19 protein-coding genes and 1 other RNA gene are annotated in these 18,824 nt (G+C 68.0%); 8 read left to right on the top strand and 12 right to left on the bottom strand.

Going from position 1 to position 18,824, the window contains the following annotated elements:
• Positions 1–18: 18 nt before the first annotated feature.
• From AC06E7_RS03010 to AC06E7_RS02990, 5 genes are all read right to left on the bottom strand, one after another.
• Complete coding sequence (locus AC06E7_RS03010) at positions 19–495, bottom strand: EVE domain-containing protein (RefSeq protein WP_068853897.1); 477 nt, start codon at positions 493–495, stop codon at positions 19–21.
• 8 nt (positions 496–503) lie between these two features.
• Positions 504–1,079 (bottom strand): 5-formyltetrahydrofolate cyclo-ligase, encoded by a 576-nt coding sequence (locus AC06E7_RS03005; RefSeq protein ID WP_478062926.1) that lies wholly within the window; start codon positions 1,077–1,079, stop codon positions 504–506.
• Positions 1,080–1,149: 70 nt separating this feature from the next.
• A non-coding RNA gene (gene ssrS / locus AC06E7_RS03000) (6S RNA) lies at positions 1,150–1,334 on the bottom strand.
• A 91-nt stretch (positions 1,335–1,425) separates the two neighbouring features.
• Positions 1,426–1,722: a cell division protein ZapA gene (locus tag AC06E7_RS02995; RefSeq protein WP_068853895.1), complete on the bottom strand. Its 297-nt coding sequence runs from the start codon at positions 1,720–1,722 to the stop codon at positions 1,426–1,428.
• A complete protein-coding gene (locus AC06E7_RS02990) occupies positions 1,719–1,940 on the bottom strand; it encodes a TIGR02449 family protein (RefSeq protein WP_214901773.1) in 222 nt (73 codons plus the stop codon). The genes AC06E7_RS02995 and AC06E7_RS02990 overlap by 4 nt, the downstream gene beginning before the upstream one ends.
• A 129-nt stretch (positions 1,941–2,069) precedes the next feature.
• Between AC06E7_RS02990 and AC06E7_RS02985 the strand changes: the two genes are divergently transcribed.
• The gene (locus AC06E7_RS02985; protein ID WP_068853893.1) at positions 2,070–2,618 is read left to right on the top strand and encodes a UPF0149 family protein; all 549 of its coding nucleotides are present in this window, start codon (positions 2,070–2,072) and stop codon (positions 2,616–2,618) included.
• 7 nt (positions 2,619–2,625) lie between these two features.
• Positions 2,626–3,954: an aminopeptidase P N-terminal domain-containing protein gene (locus tag AC06E7_RS02980; RefSeq protein WP_478063616.1), complete on the top strand. Its 1,329-nt coding sequence runs from the start codon at positions 2,626–2,628 to the stop codon at positions 3,952–3,954.
• 543 nt (positions 3,955–4,497) lie between these two features.
• Here the strand turns inward: AC06E7_RS02980 and pepQ are convergent.
• The 7 genes from pepQ to rph form a co-directional block, all read right to left on the bottom strand.
• Positions 4,498–5,823, bottom strand: a complete 1,326-nt coding sequence (gene pepQ / locus AC06E7_RS02975; RefSeq protein ID WP_478062923.1) for a Xaa-Pro dipeptidase — start codon at positions 5,821–5,823, stop codon at positions 4,498–4,500.
• Positions 5,824–5,905: 82 nt separating this feature from the next.
• On the bottom strand, positions 5,906–6,253 hold the full coding sequence (locus AC06E7_RS02970; RefSeq protein WP_068853891.1) for a PilZ domain-containing protein: 348 nt from the start codon (positions 6,251–6,253) through the stop codon (positions 5,906–5,908).
• Positions 6,250–8,706, bottom strand: coding sequence for a DUF1631 domain-containing protein (locus AC06E7_RS02965; protein WP_478062921.1), 2,457 nt, complete (start codon positions 8,704–8,706; stop codon positions 6,250–6,252). The genes AC06E7_RS02970 and AC06E7_RS02965 overlap by 4 nt, the downstream gene beginning before the upstream one ends.
• Positions 8,707–8,788: 82 nt before the next feature.
• Positions 8,789–10,000, bottom strand: coding sequence for a radical SAM family heme chaperone HemW (hemW, locus tag AC06E7_RS02960; RefSeq protein WP_249834384.1), 1,212 nt, complete (start codon positions 9,998–10,000; stop codon positions 8,789–8,791).
• A gap of 58 nt (positions 10,001–10,058) precedes the next feature.
• The gene (rdgB, locus tag AC06E7_RS02955; RefSeq protein ID WP_249833043.1) at positions 10,059–10,652 is read right to left on the bottom strand and encodes an RdgB/HAM1 family non-canonical purine NTP pyrophosphatase; all 594 of its coding nucleotides are present in this window, start codon (positions 10,650–10,652) and stop codon (positions 10,059–10,061) included.
• The gene (locus tag AC06E7_RS02950; RefSeq protein WP_068853888.1) at positions 10,649–11,038 is read right to left on the bottom strand and encodes a VOC family protein; all 390 of its coding nucleotides are present in this window, start codon (positions 11,036–11,038) and stop codon (positions 10,649–10,651) included. Before AC06E7_RS02950 ends, rdgB begins: the two co-directional genes overlap by 4 nt.
• On the bottom strand, positions 11,035–11,763 hold the full coding sequence (gene rph, locus AC06E7_RS02945; RefSeq protein ID WP_093533648.1) for a ribonuclease PH: 729 nt from the start codon (positions 11,761–11,763) through the stop codon (positions 11,035–11,037). Before rph ends, AC06E7_RS02950 begins: the two co-directional genes overlap by 4 nt.
• Positions 11,764–11,883: 120 nt before the next feature.
• On the opposite strand from rph, the gene AC06E7_RS02940 reads away from it, so the two are divergent.
• From AC06E7_RS02940 to recG, 6 genes are all read left to right on the top strand, one after another.
• Positions 11,884–12,744, top strand: a complete 861-nt coding sequence (locus AC06E7_RS02940) for a YicC/YloC family endoribonuclease (protein ID WP_068853886.1) — start codon at positions 11,884–11,886, stop codon at positions 12,742–12,744.
• The gene (gene gmk / locus AC06E7_RS02935; protein WP_093533650.1) at positions 12,741–13,406 is read left to right on the top strand and encodes a guanylate kinase; all 666 of its coding nucleotides are present in this window, start codon (positions 12,741–12,743) and stop codon (positions 13,404–13,406) included. Before AC06E7_RS02940 ends, gmk begins: the two co-directional genes overlap by 4 nt.
• Positions 13,407–13,517: 111 nt before the next feature.
• Positions 13,518–13,817 carry a DNA-directed RNA polymerase subunit omega gene (gene rpoZ / locus AC06E7_RS02930; RefSeq protein WP_068853884.1) on the top strand — a complete coding sequence of 100 codons (300 nt, stop codon included), beginning with the start codon at positions 13,518–13,520 and terminating at the stop codon, positions 13,815–13,817.
• A gap of 154 nt (positions 13,818–13,971) precedes the next feature.
• Complete coding sequence (locus AC06E7_RS02925) at positions 13,972–16,131, top strand: RelA/SpoT family protein (RefSeq protein WP_068853883.1); 2,160 nt, start codon at positions 13,972–13,974, stop codon at positions 16,129–16,131.
• A gap of 56 nt (positions 16,132–16,187) precedes the next feature.
• Positions 16,188–16,574 (top strand): RidA family protein, encoded by a 387-nt coding sequence (locus AC06E7_RS02920; protein ID WP_068853882.1) that lies wholly within the window; start codon positions 16,188–16,190, stop codon positions 16,572–16,574.
• A gap of 7 nt (positions 16,575–16,581) precedes the next feature.
• Positions 16,582–18,693: an ATP-dependent DNA helicase RecG gene (recG, locus tag AC06E7_RS02915; RefSeq protein ID WP_478062916.1), complete on the top strand. Its 2,112-nt coding sequence runs from the start codon at positions 16,582–16,584 to the stop codon at positions 18,691–18,693.
• Positions 18,694–18,824: the final 131 nt, after the last annotated feature.

Here is an 18,824-nt window from a genome sequence, read left to right as displayed (position 1 = left end):
AACTCGTGAAGGAAAAGGTCAGTGTTTTTCGAGCGACAGCAGCAGCTTCCACTGCGCGGCGGTCACCGGCAGGATCGACAGGCGGTTGCCGCGCGCGATCAGGGGAAACCCTTCTCCCAGCGCGTCGGCATGCAGCTTGATCTCGTCCAGCGAAATGGTGTCGCGCAGCTTGCGCTCGAAGGCCACGTCCACCAGCAGCCAGCGTGGCGTTTCGCGGGTGGCCTTGGGATCGTAATAGTCCGATTTCGGATCGAACTGGGTGTCATCCGGATACGCCTCGGTGGCGACCGTGGCGATTCCCACGATGCCCGGCACCTTGGTGTTGGAGTGGTAGAACAGGATGCCGTCGCCGACCTTCATGCCATCGCGCATGAAGTTGCGCGCCTGGTAGTTGCGCACGCCGTTCCAGGGTTCCTGGCCCACGCGCTTGAGGTCGTCGATGGAAAAGGCGTCCGGTTCGGACTTCATCAGCCAGTAGCGCTTGCGTGCGGTCATGCGTCGTTCTATCGGGGAAGGTACGTGGTGGTGTCGGTGCAGATCGCATCCACGCCGACGTCCCACGGCTGCACGGGCAGCTCATCGACCTGCTGCACCGAAAAACCGACGCCGGCCAGCCACGGCGGGGCCGGGCGCTGGCTGCGGAATGCGAAGCTGCGATCATACCAGCCGCCTCCCATGCCCAGCCGCCGGCACTGCGCGTCGAAGCCCACCAGCGGGGCTGCCACCAGCGTCATCTGCTCCGGCGCGAGGGTGTCGCCTGCGGCGATGTCGGGTTCTGGAATGCCGAAGCGGTTGCTGGTCAGCGGCTGGCCCGGGCGCCACGGCGCGAAGCGCAGCATGTCGCCGGCCAGTACGGGCAGGCAGTAGACGGCGGTGTCGGGCAGACGCATCTGCCAGCGGTGCAGCGCGATTTCGCCATCCAGTGCCCAGTACCCGGCCACGAAGCCATGGGTGGGCGCGAAGGGCAATGCAAGCAGGGCATCGGCAAGCAGTTCGGCGGCGGCCAGCCGCTGCACGGCGGGAATGTCTCGGCGGCGTTGGCGCAGCTGCTGGCGCAGTGCGGAGCGCGGGTCGGTCATGCCTGGGTCCGTTGGGGCCGGATAAAACAAGAGCGACGTTCCAGTGGAACGTCGCTCTTGCAGGAATACTGCATTCTCCGCGGTGACGATGCGTGCGAAACGACCTTGAACCCGGGGTTCAAGTGGGTACGCTGGGCCTCCATTGGGCTTCCCGCTACAAGGCGGACCTGCACTCCCGGCGACGTCGCGCACCCGTGGTCGTAATTAAGGGACAAGGCGAATGTTTGCACACGCCGTCGTTCACAGCAGAGAACGCATCGCCATTATAGCCAACCGGACCGGATCGGATACCCCGTTCGTCGGTCCAATTACGTGCCAATTCAGAACAATGAAAGACGCGTGCAGTTCAGCCCGCGTCGAGAGCCCGGTCCAACCGCCTGTTCAGATCGGCCAGCGTCTGCTGCAGGGCCACGCCTTGGCGCGCATGGTCGTCGCGCAGCTGCTGCAGTTCATGCGCCAGGTTCAGCGCGGCCAGTACCGCGACGCGGTCCACGGCGGCCATGCGGTTGCTGCCGCGGATCTCGCGCATCTTGGCGTCCAGCAGCCGCGCGGCGGCGGTGAGGCTTTCGCGTTCTTCGGCGCCCACGCCCACGGTGTATTCGCGGTCCAGTATGCGGACACTGACCGGTTCGGTCTGGCTCATGTGTGCTGCTCCAGGCTTTTGAGCCGGGTGATCATCGCTTCCACCCGCGAGCGCGCCTGCTCGTTCTTGGCCAGCAGCTGCGAGCGCTCGTTGACCAGCTGTTCCTGCTGGTGGCGCAGGCTGCGGTTTTCCTCGGCCAGGCGCTGGTTGCGTTCCAGCAACGCCTCCACCCGGGCGGCAAAGGCCTGCAATTGGGCGATGGCATCGGCGGGTTCCATGTCCGGCACGATAGGCAAGCGGGGTGGAGCCGGTCAAGCTAATAATGACAAGGGGCGGATTGATACACTGTGACGCTGCCAACCCAGGGTTGCCGGCGGCGCCGCCGACCCATCAGATCGAGCCCCAAGATGACCGAACTTCCGAGTGTCAACGACGTAAACCAGGCCAGCCAGGCGGCCGGCCTGGGCGCTACTGCCGCGGAGCTCCACGGAGGCCTGTGCGGCTGGCTGGCGGCCGGCGGCGCGCCGGTGCCAGAATGGCCGGCCCGTGTGCTGGCCGACGACAACCTGCCCACCCCGACCGCAGGCGATGCGCTGGACCGGCTGCTGGGCGCCAGCGTGGCGCAGCTGGAGGACCGCGATTTTGCCTTCGAGCTGCTGCTCAGCGACAGCGATGACACCGCCGCGCAGGCCGATGCGCTGTTCACCTGGGCGCGTGCGTTCCTGGGCGGCTTCGGCCTGGGTGCGGGCCAGCAGCGTCCCACCCTGTCCGAGGAAGGCGAAGAGGCGCTCAACGACCTGGCCAAGCTGGCACAAGCCTCGAGCGAGGATTTTGAAAGCGGCAACGATGACGACGAGGACGCGCTCGCCGAAATCGAAGAGTTCATCCGCGTGGCGGTGCTGATCCTGCACGGTGACTGCGTGATGGCCGTGCGTCACCGGCAGCGCCTGAACTGAGATGGATATCCGCGAGTTGACCGGCATCACCGCGGCCGAATACGCGGGGCGCCGCCAGGCGCTGATGGAAATGGCGGGCGATGACGCCATCCTGGTGCTGCCGGCCGCGTCGGAGCGGGTGCGCAGCCTGGATACGCACTATCCGTTCCGGCAGGATTCGGACTTCTGGTACCTGAGCGGCTTCCCGGAGCCGGATGCGGTGCTGGTGCTGATTCCTGGCCGCCGCCACGGCGAAGTGATCCTGTTCTGCCGCGAGCGCGACGCCGACCGCGAAGCCTGGGACGGCGCACGCGCCGGCCAGGAAGGCGCGGTGGCGCAGTACGGCATGGACGATGCGTACCCGATCGACGACCTGGACGACATCCTGCCGGGCCTGCTGGAAGGGCGCTCGCGGGTGTATTACCACTTCGGGCGCGACGCCGAGTTCGACCTGAAGCTGATCGGCTGGGTCAACCGGGTGCGTTCGCAGGTGCGGCATGGCGCGCAGCCGCCGCATGAATTCCTGGAACTGGGCCACCTGCTGCACGAGCAGCGGTTGTTCAAGTCGAGCGCGGAAATCGCCCTGATGCAGCGCGCGGCCGACATCACGGTGCAGGCGCACCGGATGGCGATGCGCGTGGCGCGGCCGGGCATCCACGAGTACGAGCTGCAGGCGGACCTGGAGCGCGAGTTCCGCGCCAATGATGCGTGGGCAGCCTACGGCAGCATCGTGGGTACCGGCGCCAACGGCTGCATCCTGCATTACCGCGCCAACAACGCGCGCAGCCGCGATGGCGAGCTGGTGCTGATCGATGCGGGCGCCGAGTACCGCGGCTACGCCAGTGACATCACGCGTACGTTCCCCGTAAATGGTCGCTTCACGGCCGAACAGCGCGCGCTGCACGATCTGGTCGGTGCGGCGCAGGCGGCAGCACTCGCGCAGGCCAAGCCGGGCGTGCCCTACGAGGCGGGCCACCTGGCGGCGGTACAGACGCTCACCGAAGGCCTGCTGCGGCTGGGCCTGCTCACCGGCACGCTGGAAGAGAACATCGCCGACGGCCATTACCAGCGTTTCTACCGTCACAAGACCGGGCACTGGCTGGGCCTGGACGTGCACGACGTGGGCGACTACCGCCTGGCCGGCGATTCGCGGCTGCTGGAACCGGGCATGGTGTTCACCATCGAACCGGGCCTGTACATCAGCGCCGACGACCGCAGCGTGGAAGCGCGCTGGCGCGGCATCGGCATTCGTACCGAGGATGACGTGGTGATCACCGACAGCGGGCATCACGTGCTGACGGCTGGGTTGGCGCGAAGTGCAGATGAGATTGAGCAGGAAATGAACGCTGCTGGCTGATGTTGGCTTTGCGCCAAGAGCAGCGTTTCAGTTTTTCCGGGCTGGGGAGGCCGACGGGCAGCCCCTTACGGGACACGCCGTAAACCCATCCTTGGGGGCTTGGCAAAAACATCCATGTTTTTGACAGTCCCTACAGGGGCTGCCCGCCGGCCTCCCCCGATAGATAGTCGCGTGCGGATACGAAGAGCATCCACGCAGGGCGTGGCTCTACGCGGTGGGGCGCCGGACTGGCCTGAGCGGTAGCGTCGGTTCCCGAACGACGGCACGGAACGCCACCGCGTCCGGAAACGCATGAAAATGATCGACACCGCCGTTGATCTTCCGTGGCCCCCAACACACCGTCGAGGGTCGGCGGGGGCGGGTTTGCGGGACTGTAGAAAACATGGATGTTTTCTACAAGCCCCCATGGATGGGTTCACGGCGTGTCCCGCAAACCCGCACCCGCCGGCCCAGCTCAGGCCACGCGATGCGCACCGGCTGTTCGCCAAAATGCATGAAGCAGCCGGGCAACAGCCCGGCTGCATGGGCAAGCGTCGATCAACGTTACGCCTTGGCAAACTCCGGCCGGGTCAGGTTGTCCGCATCGCCGTCGGTGCACAGCACTTCGTCTTCAATGCGGATGCCACCGTAAGGCCGGAAGAAGTCCACGCGAGCCCAGTCGATGCTGTCGCCTTGGCCGCGTTGCTTCACTTCGTCCAGCAGCATGTCGATGAAGTACACGCCCGGTTCGATGGTGACCACCATGCCCGGTTCCAATGCGCGGGTCAGGCGCAGGTACGGGTGGCCTTCCGGGCGCTCGACGCGGCCGCCGCGGTCGCTTGCCGCAAAGCCGGCCACGTCGTGGACCTGCAGGCCGATCAGGTGGCCCAGGCCGTGCGGGAAGAAGGCCGCGCTGACGCCGGTGGCCAGCGCCGCCTCCGGCGAGACCTTCAGCACCCCGAAGTCCTTCAGGATGCCCATGAGCGACAGATGCGCATCGATGTGCAGCTGCTTGTAATCCACGCCCGCCCGCACGCCGGCACCCATTTTCTGCTGGGCCGCATCGACCGCATCGATCATCGCCTGGAACTCGTCGTGGCCGGCGGCCGCATACGTGCGCGTGATATCGCTGGCGTAGCCGTACGCGCTGGCGCCGGCGTCGATCAGGAAGCTGCGCAGCGGCTGCGGCGCGCTGCGGCCCAGGTCGGTGTAATGCAGCACCGCAGCGTGTTCGTTCAGCCCGATGATGTTGCCGTAGGGCAGTTCGTTCGCATCCTGGCCGACCGCGCGGCAGTAAGCCATGTGAATCTCGAACTCGCTGGCACCGGCGCGGAACGCCGCTTCGGCCGCGCGGTGGCCGCGCACGCCCAGCTGCTGGGCCTGGCGCATCAGCGCGATTTCATACGCCGTCTTGTACGCCCGGTGCCAGTCCAGGTAGTGGATCACCGGCTCGGGGTTGTTCGGGGTGAACGTGCCCAGCGCACTCTGCGGCTCGCCCAGGATCGCGCAGCGCGCCGCATCGCGTGGCAGCAGCGCCAGCGCCTCGTCCGGCGTGCGGATGATCTCGATGTCGAAGTGTTCCACCCACCAGCCGTTCGGCGCATCGGGCACCACGTGCCAGTAATCGAACGGCTGGTGGAAGATCACCTTCGGGCGCTGGCCCGGCGTGTATACCACCCAGCTGTTGGGCACCTTGGTCAGCGGCAGCCAGGCCTTGAAGTTCGGGTTCACCGCGTACGGGTAATCGCGGTCATCGAAGGCCTGGTAGTGCAGCGTGCCGCTGGGAATCACCAGGTGGTCGAAGCCGCCGCGCGCCAGCGCCTCGTCGGCGCGTTGGCACAGCACGCGGACATGATGGGAATACAGGGCGGCGAGGTCGGGCTGGTTCATCGCGGAAGCTCACAGGGCAGTGCGGAATGCAGCCCCTGATTCTGCCGCAATCAGCCCGTGCGCGCTGTGCCGGAACCGGCACTCACACCGCCGAAGATTCCTCGGCGATCCAGGCGCGCAGCTGGTCGCGGTGCTCGCGGCTCAGTGTGAGGAAGCGGAAGCCCGCCCAGGACTGGCCCGGCGCATTGCTCTGTTCGATCCACAGCAGGTGCGCCCCCACGTCCACCTGCACCGGTTGGCCGTTCGGCCCCTGGATGGCGAAGCGGAACTGGTAGTTGCCGTCCGGCGTCAATGGCACCGAACAGATCATCAGCATGCCGGTTTCGGACACATTGCCCAGCCGGCCGATCACCGCCTCGGCCATCGTGTCGGTCACCGGCACCTGCTCGGCCACCTGGCGGCGGGGCGCGCGGCGGGTGTCGTCGTTCATTGGTCAGTCTCTGCAGTGGCCGGGGTGCCGGCCAGCGAGCGCAGGGTGCGCAGCGTGGCCTGCCAGGCGCGGTCGATCAGGCGGCTCTTGCCCTCGCTGACCAGGCGCGCCTGCCCGTGCACCATCAGCCGGGCCAGGCTGTCCAGCGAATGCTCGGCCACCTTCTGCCCGCGCGGATTGACGAACAGCGCGTTGTCGGTGATCAGGCTGTACCAGGACAGCCGCTGGCGGCGCATGTCGCCCTGCTGGTTGGTGGTGAATTCGAACCAGGTGCCGAACGGCAGCGTGCGCAGCTGGCGGTAACAGTCTTCCTCGGCAGGGCTGCGCGCCAGCGGCGCCTCGCGCCGGGCTTCGGTGCCTTCGGCCTGCTCCCCCAGCCGGGTGCGCGCACGGATGCGCGCGGTCAGTTCGGTGCGTGAGCTGCTGTCGTCTTCACCGCCCGGGGTGGACAGCCGTCGCGCGATCGCCGCCGCTTCGTCGTGGTGGTAGCCGACCTGCAGCAGTGCCGCTTCGACCTGCTCGCCGAGCTGGGTATCACTCCCGGCGCTGCCGGGTGGTTGGCAGGTGACCTCGGCGATGCGTGCGGTTTCCTGCTCGCGCGCCTGCCATTGCTCGGAGCCTTCGCCGCTGCGCAGCAGGGTCAGGGTCAGCACATCCGACCAGGCCTGCTTCAGCAGCGACTGCACGAACCGCGGCGGCGCGGTCTGCGCGCACAGCTGTTCGATGCTGGCGCCGGCCTGCTGCTTGGCCGATTCCAGCCGTTCCTTGCCACGCGCCGCTTCCACGTGGCGGCGCTCGGCCAGCTCGGCCTTGTGCGCCAGGGCCCGGAAGTGCTGCTGGATCTCGTCGTTGGCCGCTTCGAAGACCGCCGCATCACCCTCGTAGTCGGTGACCACCTTGTCGACGGCGCGGTCCAGCTTCTGCACCAGCTGCGGATCGACATCCTCCTCGCCCAGCCAGTTGGCGCCGGCTTCGGCCACCGCGTTGAGCAGCTCGCGGGCCGGGTGCTGGTCGCGCACGAAGAAGGCCGGGTCGGACAGTGCCGCGCGCGCCACCGGCACCTGCAGGCGGGTGAGCAGGTCCACGGCGGCCGCGTCGGGGCGGACCTCGCGGTGGATCTGCCCGTACAGCATGTCCAGCAGGTCGAAGGTGTCGGTGTCCTTGACCGTCAGCGCGGCCTGCGGACCGTGGTCGGCGCGCATCTGGGCGAGCAGGGCGTTGTGCAGGTCGGCCATGGTGCGGCGCACGCCGGCCGACTGCGCCTGCAGCTTGGCCAATGTGGCGTGGAGGTTGCCGCTCGAGATCGCGACCGGTTCCGGCCGATCACCTGCCCCCGCGGCCTCCGGATGGGGCGACGCCCCGGTTGCGGCTTGTGCTCCCTCCACGCCACCGGTGTCAGGGCCGGCGGCGGTACCGGGCTGGCCCGGCGTCACTGGAATGCCATGGCCGAGACCCGCCGGGCCTTGGGTATGCCGGGCGGCGTCCAGCAGGTGGTGCAGGGCCGACAACGCCGGGGCGTTCATGTCCACCGGGGCGACATCCGCGGGCGCTGCAGCGGCCACGGCCGGCGCCGGCGGCGCCATCTGGCCGATCACCTCGCTGGTCATCGCCGCCCAGCTGCCGCTGCTGGCAGAACCGCTCCAGCCGGTGAGCGGGCGTCCGCCCGCCCCGCCGGGTTCGCGCGGGGGCGCCGCGCCGGTCCCGCGCTCGGGGCCGGTGACGATCCGCCGCGTGGTGGCCGAGCGCGCCAGGTACGGGGTGTAGACCAGCCCTGGCAGCACGCCCTCATGGGTCAGCAGCACGTTGGCGCGTTCCAGCAGCTCGCCCAGGCGTTCCAGCAGCTGGCGGTCGAACACGCGGAACAGCGCCAGCTGGGTTTCCAGGCCCAGCGCGAATTCCTCGCCCAGCTCACGGGTGATCCGGCACAGCACGTAGGGCCCGAACGGCAGGTCCTCGGCGTCGAACGCCGGGCCGGCGGCGAGCACGCCGAAGCGCTGCCCCAGCAGCTGCAGCGCACTGGCCGAGCGCTGCGCCTCGCGCCGGGTGATGTCGGCCAGCACGATGTCGCGGTCGATATCGGTGTCGGTGACCAGGGTCAGCGTGGTGGCCGCCACCGGCGCGCTCGGGGCGGGCACGTGCCGCACCCGCGGTTCGCGCAGGTTGGCCAGGGCCGTGGCCAGCGCGTCCAGGAAGCGCGGCGCGAACTGCGCGTTGACGTCGTGCAGGCGCCGGGCCTGGGCGTAGATGTCGGCCTGGATCTGGCTGTTGCGGGCGCGTTCGGCGTCGCGGAACAGCTCGCGCTCCAGCTCCACGATGGTCAGCTTGAGCGGGGTGCTCAGGGTCTGCACGGCCAGCGCGTGCAGCGCCGCCAGCAGGCGGCGCACGCGTGGCGGTGCATTGACCCCGGCGAACCGGGTCGGATCGGATGACGATGAAGGTGCGGACGCAGACATCCGTTGTGGGTTCCGGCTCCCCTGAGAGCACAGAATCTAACGTTTTCCCGGGGTCCCCGCCAGAAGGGATCTCCCGACATCCTCAGCCCAGGAACAACTCCACCACGTCGTTGGTGAAACGCCGGCCCAGCTCGGTCGGCTGCACATGGTCGCCCTGCACCGTCATCCAGCCGTTGGCGAGGGCGGTCTGCAGCGGCGCGGCGATGCTCGCCCGGTCCAGCCCGGTGCGCGACTCGAAGTCCTTGAACCGGAAGCCCTCGTGCAGCCGCAGCAGGTTGAGCATGTATTCGAACGGCAGGCGGTCGGCGCCGATCACCTCGTCGCCGCCGATCGACGCGGCCGTGCCGGCGGTGTCCATGAACGTCTGCGGGTGCTTGTGCTTCCAGCGACGCAGCACGTGCTGCCCGGCGCCGGAGCTGATCTTGCCGTGGGCGCCGGCACCGATGCCCAGGTAATCGCCGAAGCGCCAGTAGTTCAGGTTGTGCTGGCTCTGCCGCCCGGGGCGCGCGTACGCGCTCACTTCGTACTGGGCATAGCCGGCCTCGGCCAGCAGGCGCTGGCAGTGCTCCTGCATGTCCCAGGCCGAATCATCGTCGGGAATGCCCTGCGGCGGCCGCGCGAAGAACACCGTGTTCGGCTCCAGGGTGAGCTGGTAGTGCGACAGGTGGGTGGGCTGCAGCGCGAACGCGCGTTCCAGGTCGTGCTCGGCCTGGGCCAGGGTCTGCTGCGGCAGCGCGTACATCAGGTCGATGTTGAAGTTGTCGTAACCGGCATCCTGGGCCAGCTTCACTGCGCGCTCGGCTTCGCCGCTGTCGTGGATGCGGCCCAGCCGCTGCAGTGCCTCATCGTTGAAGGTCTGGATGCCGAAGCTGATCCGGTTCACCCCGGCCGCGCGGTAGCGGTCGAAGCGGCCGTGCTCGGCCGTGCCCGGGTTGGTTTCCAGGGTCACCTCCAGGTTCGGGGCGAAGCGCAGCCGTGCCGAAGCTGCCTGCAGGAAGCGGTCGATCGCCTCCGGCGGGAACAGGCTGGGTGTGCCGCCGCCGAAGAACACGCTGTTCACCACCCGGCCCCAGACCAGCGGCAGGTCCTGGTCGAGGTCGCGGATCAGCGCGTCGATGTAGGACTCGAACGGCAGTTCGCCCTTGGCCTGGTGCGAGTTGAAATCGCAATACGGGCACTTGCGCACGCACCACGGCAGGTGCACGTACAGCGACAGCGGCGGCGGTACCAGCGACACCGCGTGGTCGTGGTCGCAGCTTTCGCCCGGAAGGTGGTGGCAATCGGTGTCGGACATCGTGCTCATCGGTAGCGCCGGCCGTTGGCCGGCCCTCGGGAAATCATCAACAGTCGATTCAGATCAACGCCGACAGCTTCTGCTTCAACACCTGCAGCGCCTTGCCGCGGTGGCTCATCGCGTTCTTTACATCCGGTGCCATTTCCGCGGCGGTCTGGCCCAGCACCGTGTCCAGGAACAGCGGGTTGTAGCCGAAGCCGTGGCTGCCGCGCAGTTCGTCCAGGATCTCGCCTTCCCAGCTGCCTTCGCAGATCAGCGGCTGCGGGTCGTTGGCGTGGCGCAGCAGCACGATCACCGCGTAGAAGCGCGCGGTGCGGCGCTCGGCCGGTACATCGCGCATGGCGTCGAGCAGCTTGGCGTTGTTGGCCGCGTCATCGGTCGGGCTGCCGGCATAACGCGCGCTGTACAGACCGGGCGCGCCGTCCAGCGCATCCACGATCAGGCCCGAATCGTCGGCCAGCGCCGGCAGGCCGGTGCTGGTGCAGGCATGGCGGGCCTTGATCAATGCGTTCTCGACGAAGGTCAGGCCGGTTTCCGGCACATCGCTCACGCCCAGCGCGCCCTGCGCCACGATTTCCAGTGGCAGGTCGGCCAGCATCGCCTGCAGTTCCTTCAGCTTGCCGGCGTTGCCGCTGGCCAGTACCAGTTTCATTGCTTGGGCTCCAGCAGGTCCCACGTGTTGCCGTACAGGTCGCGGAACACCGCAACCGTGGCGTAGGGCTCTTCGCGCGGGGCTTCGAGGAATTCCACGCCGCGCGCGGTCATCGCGGCATGGTCGCGGTAAAAGTCGTCGGTGTTGAGGAAGAAACCGACCCGGCCACCGGTCTGGTTGCCGACCCGGCTCTGCTGCTCTTCATTGCTGGCGCGGGCCAGCAGCAGCGCCGCGGCGCTGCCGTCGGTAGGACCGACCACCACCCAGCGCTTGCTGCCCTGGTCGATGTCATCGATCAGATGGAAGCCGAGCTTGCCCGTGTACCAGGCGATCGCCTCGTCGTAATCGGCCACCACCAGGGTGACCAGGGCGAGGCGCCGGCTCACGGCTGTGCCAGTGCGGCCTGCTGGGCCGCGAACAGGTCGGTGATGCCCTTTTCGGCCAGCGCCAGCAGCGCGTCCAGCTCATCGCGGCGGAACGCGTGGCCTTCGGCGGTGCCCTGCAGCTCGATGAAGCCGCCGCCGTCGTTCATCACCACGTTCATGTCGGTGTCGCAGTCGCTGTCTTCGGCGTAGTCCAGGTCCAGCACCGGGGTGCCGCGGTAGATGCCGACCGACACCGCAGCCACGGCGCCGAAGATCGGGTTGCGCTTGATGTCGCCGCGCTTGATCAGGAAGTTCACCGCATCCACCAGCGCCACGTAGGCACCGGTGATGGCGGCGGTGCGGGTGCCGCCATCGGCCTGCAGCACGTCGCAGTCCAGGGTGATGGTGCGTTCGCCCAGTGCGCTCCGATCAATGCAGGCGCGCAGGGTGCGGCCGATCAGACGCTGGATTTCCAGGGTGCGGCCGCCCTGCTTGCCGCGCGCCGCTTCGCGGTCGTTGCGGGTGTGGGTGGAGCGCGGCAGCATGCCGTATTCGGCCGTGACCCAGCCTTCGCCCTTGCCGCGCAGGAAGCCCGGCACGCGGTTTTCCACGCTGGCGGTGCACAGCACGCGGGTTTCACCGAAGCTGACCAGCACCGAGCCTTCGGCATGGCGGGTGAAGGCGCGTTCGATGCGCACTTCGCGCAACTGGTCGGCCTGGCGGCCGCTGGGACGGGGATCGGACATGGATGGCTTCCGGTAAGACGAGGGATGCGGGACCGCGCCCGGACCGGGGACCGGCAGGCGAGGAGGCTCCAAAGGAACCGCTAGGGTACCATTTGCACTTTGAGAGCACCGGAAACCCGCATGATTCGAAGCATGACCGCCTATGCCGGCGGCGAGCGCGCCACACCCTGGGGCACGCTTGCTTGTGAGCTGCGCTCGGTCAACCACCGGTTCCTGGAGGTGGGCGTGCGCCTGCCCGAGGAGCTGCGTGCGCTTGAACCGCAACTGCGGGAGCGTGTCGCCAACCGCTGCAGCCGCGGCAAGATCGATCTGGTCATGCGCCTGCGCGCGCCGGAGGTCACCGGGGCATTGGTGGTCAACGATGCGCTGCTGGCCCAGCTCGGCGAGCTGGCCAGCCGGCTGGCGCCGGGCTTCCCCAGCCTGCAGGTGAGCTTCACCGAGCTGCTGCAGGTGCCAGGCGTGATGCAGGGCGAGGCAGTTGATGCCGCCGCCCTTCAGGCCGAGGCCCTGGCCCTGCTGGAAGAAAGCCTGGACGGTTTCGTCGCGGCGCGTGAGCGCGAGGGCGACAAGCTGGCCACGGCGATCCAGGAGCGGGTCGATGGCGTGGAGCGCATCGCCGCCGAGGTCACCACCCTGATTCCGCTGATCCGCGATGGCCAGCGCGCCAAGCTGTCGGCCCGGCTGGCCGACCTGCCGCACCCGGTCGATCCCGGCCGTGCCGAGCAGGAACTGGTGCTGTGGCTGCAGAAGCTGGACGTGGACGAGGAGCTGGACCGCCTGCGCAGCCACATCGTGGAGATCCGCCGTGTGCTCACGCAACGCGAGCCGGTCGGCCGCCGCCTGGACTTCCTGCTGCAGGAGTTCAACCGCGAAGCCAACACGCTGGGCTCCAAGTCGGTGGACAGCCGCACCTCCAATGCGGCCGTCGAGCTGAAGGTGCTGATCGACCAGATCCGCGAACAGGTGCAGAACATCGAATGAGCAGCCAGCCCCTCCAGAGCCCGGAACCGGCCCGCGGCACGCTGTACATCGTGGCCGCCCCGTCCGGGGCCGGTAAAAGCAGCATCGTCAACGCCACCCTGGCGCGCGACCCGCAGATCGCCCTGTCGATCTCGTTCACTTCCCGTGCGATGCGCCCGGGCGAAGTGAACGGCGAGCACTATCACTTTGTCAGTGCGCCCGAATTTGAGCGGATGATCGCCGCCGGCGACTTCTTCGAACACGCCTGGGTGCACGGGGACTGGAAGGGCACCGCCCGCCAGTCGGTCGAGCCGCAGTTGTCGGCCGGCCAGGACGTGCTGCTGGAGATCGACTGGCAGGGCGCCCAGCAGGTCCGCCAGCTGGTCCCCGGCACGGTCACGGTGTTCATCCTGCCGCCGTCGAAACAGGCCCTGCAGGACCGCATGCGCAAGCGTGGGCAGGACAGCGAGGCGGTGATCGCCCAGCGCCTGGCCGCCGCCCGCGAGGAAATGCTGCATTTCAACGACTTCGACTACGTCATCGTCAACGAAGTGTTCGAGACCGCCGTGGACGAGCTGTGCGCCATCTTCACCGCCAGCCGCCTGCGCCGGGAGTCCCAGAAGGTCCGCCACGCGGGCCTGATCCAGGCCCTGCTGACCCAGGACGCAACGGCAACTGACTGATTCACAAGGGGCGGGTAGCCGGTCGGCTTGATTTTGTCCAGCCCTGGCCGGTACAATCCGTCCCCTTTCCCTCATTCGATGAGCAGCCCCTGCCGGCTGCCGGGAGCCCGCATGGCCCGCATCACCGTAGAAGATTGCCTGGAAGTCGTCGATAACCGTTTCGAGCTGGTCATGATGGCGTCCAAGCGCGCCCGTCAGCTGGCCAACGGTGTCCAGGCCACCCTGGACAACAGCGAAACCGAAGACAAGCCGACCGTGCTGGCGCTGCGCGAAATTGCCGCCCGCAAGATCGACAACGCCCTGATCGACGAAGTCGAGAAGGCCGAGCGCGAGCGTGCCGAGCGTGAAGCACTGGAATGGGCCGCTGCCGAAGTCGTCGCCGACGAAGACATGTCCAAGAACGACGACTGATCCCATCCGATCATCCGTTGTTGCAACAGACAGCCCGCCATGTGCGGGCTGTCTGCTTTTGAGCGGCAGGTCACCCCGTTGGTGGTGACGCATTTGACGATTGCCCGAACGCAATAGTTTGCCGTTATCCCGTCGCTGGAATAGTCTTCCAGCCATGAACCCAGGCCCCTCTGCCAAGGTCGCCACGTCTCCCGGCGCGGCCGTACCCGACTATGTCCTCCAGCTTGAACGCGCAGCCCATTACCTGCCGCCCGAGCAGTTGCCGCTGCTGCGTCGCGCCTGGGAGGTAGGGGCCTCCGCGCATGCCGGGCAGACCCGCAAATCGGGCGAGCCGTATATCACCCATCCGGTGGCGGTGGCGCAGGTACTGGCCGAGCTGGGCCTGGACGTGGAAGCGCTGATCGCCGCGATCCTGCACGACACCATCGAAGACACCCCGCTGACCCGCGAAGAACTGGCCGCCGAATTCGGCGAAGCCGTGGCCGAGCTGGTCGATGGGGTGACCAAGCTGGACAAGCTGAAGTTCCGTGACCGCCAGGAAGCGGCCGCCGAAAGCTTCCGCAAGATGCTGCTGGCGATGTCGCGCGACCTGCGCGTGATCATGATCAAGCTGGCCGACCGCCTGCACAACATGCGCACGCTGGGCGCGCAGAGCACCGAGGCGCGTGGCCGCATCGCGCGCGAGACCCTGGAGATCTACGCCCCGATCGCGCAGCGGCTGGGCATGAGCCTGGTCAAGAGCGAGCTGCAGAACCTGGGCTTCAAGGCGCTGTACCCGTGGCGCCACGCGATCCTGGAAAAGCACATCCGCAGCCAGCCGGTGGTTCGCCGCGAGGCAATGGCACAGGTGGAAGTGCAGCTGTCGCAGCGGCTGGCCAAGGAAGGGCTGGAACACCGCCTGGTCAGCCGGATCAAGACCCCGTGGAGCATCTACAACAAGATGCGCGACGAGAACAAATCCTTCGACCAGGTCATGGACGTGTTCGGCTTCCGCCTGGTCGTGCGCAGCGTGCCCAACTGTTACCACGCGCTGGGCTCGGTGCATGCCACCTTCAAGCCGCTGGATGGGCGCTTCCGCGATTTCATCGCCATTCCCAAGGCCAACGGCTACCAGTCGCTGCACACGGTGCTGTTCGGCCCGTACGGCTCGCCGATCGAAGTGCAGATCCGCACCGAGGAAATGGACCTGATCGCCGAGCGCGGCGTGGCCGCGCACTGGACCTACAAGTTCGGTGGCGACACCCCCAACAGCGCGCAGAGCCGTGCGCACGCCTGGATCGTGGAACTGATCGATTCGCAGCGCGCCGCCGGTTCGTCGCTCGAATTCCTCGACAACGTCAAGGTCGACCTGTTCCCGGACGAGGTCTACCTGTTCACGCCCAAGGGCAAGATCCTGGCCCTGCCGCGCAACTCCACTGCGCTGGACTTCGCCTATGCGGTGCACACCGACGTGGGCAACATGGCGGTGGCCTCGCGCGTGGACAAGAAACTGGTGCCGCTGCGCACCAAGCTGGTCAGTGGGCAGACCGTGGAAGTCATTACTGCGCGCTCGGCCACGCCCAAGCCGCAGTGGCTCGAATTCGTGGTCAGCTCCAAGGCGCGCACCGCGATCCGCCACCAGCTCAAGCAGCTCGAACACGAAGATGCCGTGCAGCTGGGCCACCGCATGCTGGACCGCGCGCTGGAGGCGATGGACAGCTCGCTCGAACGCCTGCCCAAGGGGCGCCTGGATGCGTTCCTTGCCGAACACCGCTACCCGCGCCTGGAGGCCCTGCTGGCCGAAGTGGCGCTGGGCAACTGGATGCCCAACCAGGCCGCGCAGGCACTGATGGCCTATGCCGAACTGCGCGGCGGCGCGCATTCCAAGCACTCGCAGGAAAAGATCCTGATCAACGGCAGCGAACGCGGCGTGGTCAGCTTCGCCAACTGCTGCCAGCCGATTCCCGGCGACGAAATCATGGGCTACCACACCGCCGGCAAGGGCATCGTGGTGCACCGCCTGGACTGCCCGAACCTGGCCGAACTACGCAAGTCGCCCGAGCGCTGGGTGCCGATCGGCTGGGACACCACCGTCTCCGGCGATTACGACACTGCGCTGGTGGTGGAAGTGGAGAACGGCACCGGCGTGCTGGCCCAGCTGGCCGCGGCGATCGCGCAGAGCCATTCCAACATCGAGCGGGTGGACTACCTGGACCGCGACTTCAACGCCGCCGTGCTGGCCTTCAACATCCAGGTCCGCGACCGCAACCACCTGGCCGAAGTCATGCGCCGCCTGCGGCGCTTGTCGGTCGTGCAGTCGGTGCGCAGGCAATAGGCAATGATCGAAACCGATACAATGGGCCACCATTGTTCGACATAACGAGGCACCCCATGTCCCGCCAGATCATCAACACCGAAAACGCACCGGCCGCGATCGGTCCGTATTCGCAGGCCGTGCGTGCCGGCAACACCGTGTACTTCTCCGGCCAGATTCCGCTGGACCCGGCCACCGGCGATATCGTCGGTGCCGGTGATGTCGAAGCGCAGGCCCGCCGCGCCTTCGACAACCTCAAGGCCGTGGCCGAAGCCGCCGGCGGCTCGCTGGACAAGGTGGTCCGCCTGGGCCTGTACCTGACCGACCTGGCCGAATTCGCCAAGGTCAACGCGGTCATGCAGGACTACTTCCAGGCGCCGTTCCCGGCCCGCTCCACCATCGAAGTGTCCGGCCTGCCCAAGGGCGCCAACTTCGAGGTTGATGCGGTGATGGTCATCGACTGACCGCCACGTGGCACGCAGACCGGCGGTCACCCCGGCGCTGGCGCCGTCCGGCGAAGCTTCGCTGGCGGTGCTTGCCGGCGTGGGTCCGGCCGTGGCCGCCAAGCTGGCGGCGCGCGGCCTGTCCTCGCTGCAGGACCTGTGGCTGCACCTGCCGCTGCGGTATGAAGACCGCACCGCGCTGACCCGCATCCAGGACCTGCGCAACGGCGTGCCGGCGCAGGTGGAAGTCCGCGTGGTCGCGGTGGACCGCGGCATGCGCTTCCGCCCGACCCTGAAAGTGGCAGTGGAAGACGAAGGGCAGGGCACCCTGGTGCTGCGCTTCTTCCACTTCCGCCAGCAGCAGGTGGCCCAGTTCTCGGTGGGCACCCGCCTGCGCTGCTTCGGCACGCCCAAGCCGGGCCAGCTGGGGCTGGAAATCGTCCACCCGAGCTACCAGGTGCTCGGCCGTACCGATGCCCCGGCGCTGGGCGACAGCCTGGACCCGGTCTATCCCACGGTGGAAGGCATCGGCCCGGCCACGCTGCGCCGCCTGATCGGCCAGGCGCTGGACCGCCTGCCCGAAGAATCCAGCCTGGAACTGCTGCCGCCGGGCTGGCTCGATGGCCTGGCGCTGCCTTCGCTGCGCAGTGCCTTGCTGACCGTGCACCGCCCGCCACCCGACGCCAACCTGGCCGCGCTCGCCGCAGGGACGCATCCCGCACAGCGCCGGCTGGCGCTGGAAGAGCTGCTGGCCCACCACCTGAGCCTGCGCCGCCAACGCATTGCCCTGCAGGCGCACCATGCGCCACCGCTGGCCGGCCCGGGAAAACTGGCCAAGGCCCTGCTCAAGCAGCTGCCCTTTGCCCTGACCGCTGCGCAGAAACGCGTGTTCACCCAGATCCGCGAGGACCTGGCCCAGCCGCGCCCGATGCTGCGGCTGGTGCAGGGCGATGTCGGCTCGGGCAAGACCGTGGTGGCCGCGCTGGCGGCCATGCTGGCGGTGGAGCAGGGCAAGCAGGTCGCGCTGGCTGCCCCCACCGAACTGCTGGCCGAACAGCACCTCACCAACCTGCGCGGCTGGCTGGAACCGCTGGGCGTGCAGGTCGCCTGGCTGGCCGGCAAGGTCACCGGCAAGGCGCGCGCGAAGGTGCTCGAACAGGTCGCCAACGGGCAGGCCCAGGTGGTGGTGGGCACCCATGCGCTGATGCAGGAATCGGTGGTGTTCCACGACCTGGCGCTGGCCATCGTCGACGAGCAGCACCGGTTCGGCGTGCACCAGCGGCTTGCGCTGCGCGACAAGGGACCGGGCGGGCACAGCGTGCCGCACCAGCTGGTGATGACCGCCACGCCGATTCCGCGCACGCTGGCAATGTCCGAATACGCCGACCTGGACGTGTCGGCGATCGACGAACTACCGCCCGGGCGCACCCCGGTGCAGACCGTGGCATTGAACAATGATCGCCGCCCCGAACTGATCGAGCGCATCGCGCTGGCCTGCCGCGAAGGCCGCCAGGTGTACTGGGTATGCACCCTGATCGAAGAAAACGACGAGCTGGATGCGACCCCCGCGCAGGCCACGTTCGAATCGCTGCAGGCGTTGCTGCCGGGCGTGCGGGTGGGGCTGGTGCATGGCCGGCTGAAGGCCAGCGAGAAGCTGGCCACCATGGTCGCGTTCAAGGCCGGGCAGATCGACCTGCTGGTGGCCACCACGGTGATCGAAGTCGGCGTGGACGTGCCCAATGCCTCGTTGATGGTGATCGAGAACGCCGAACGCCTTGGCCTGGCCCAGCTGCACCAGCTGCGCGGACGGGTCGGGCGTGGTTCGGCGGTGTCGCGCTGCGTGCTGCTGTACCAGGCGCGGCTGTCGGCGATGGCACGCGAGCGCCTGGAAACCATGCGGCAGACCAACGATGGCTTCGTGATCGCCGAAAAGGACCTGGAACTGCGCGGTCCGGGGGAGCTGCTGGGTACCCGCCAGACCGGCCTGGCCGGCTTCCGCATGGCCGACCTGGCCCGTGACGCGGATCTGCTGCCGGGCGTGCATGCGCTGGCCGAGCGTCTGCTGGCCGACGCCCCGGCGGTGGCAGACCGGGTGGTGGAGCGGTGGATTGGATCGGCCGTGCGATACGCAGGAGCGTAACGACCAACGGTCGTTACCTACCGATCCACCGTGGTTGTGCCGCCGGTAGATCACGACCGTTGGTCGTGACCGGCTTCGGCGCCGGCCTTGTATTTGTCATCTGCGGGTGAGACATTCCGTTGCCGCTAGAT

This window comes from Stenotrophomonas sp. Steno-Z4, assembly GCF_056393145.1.
This window is presented reverse-complemented; position numbering and strand designations above follow the sequence as displayed.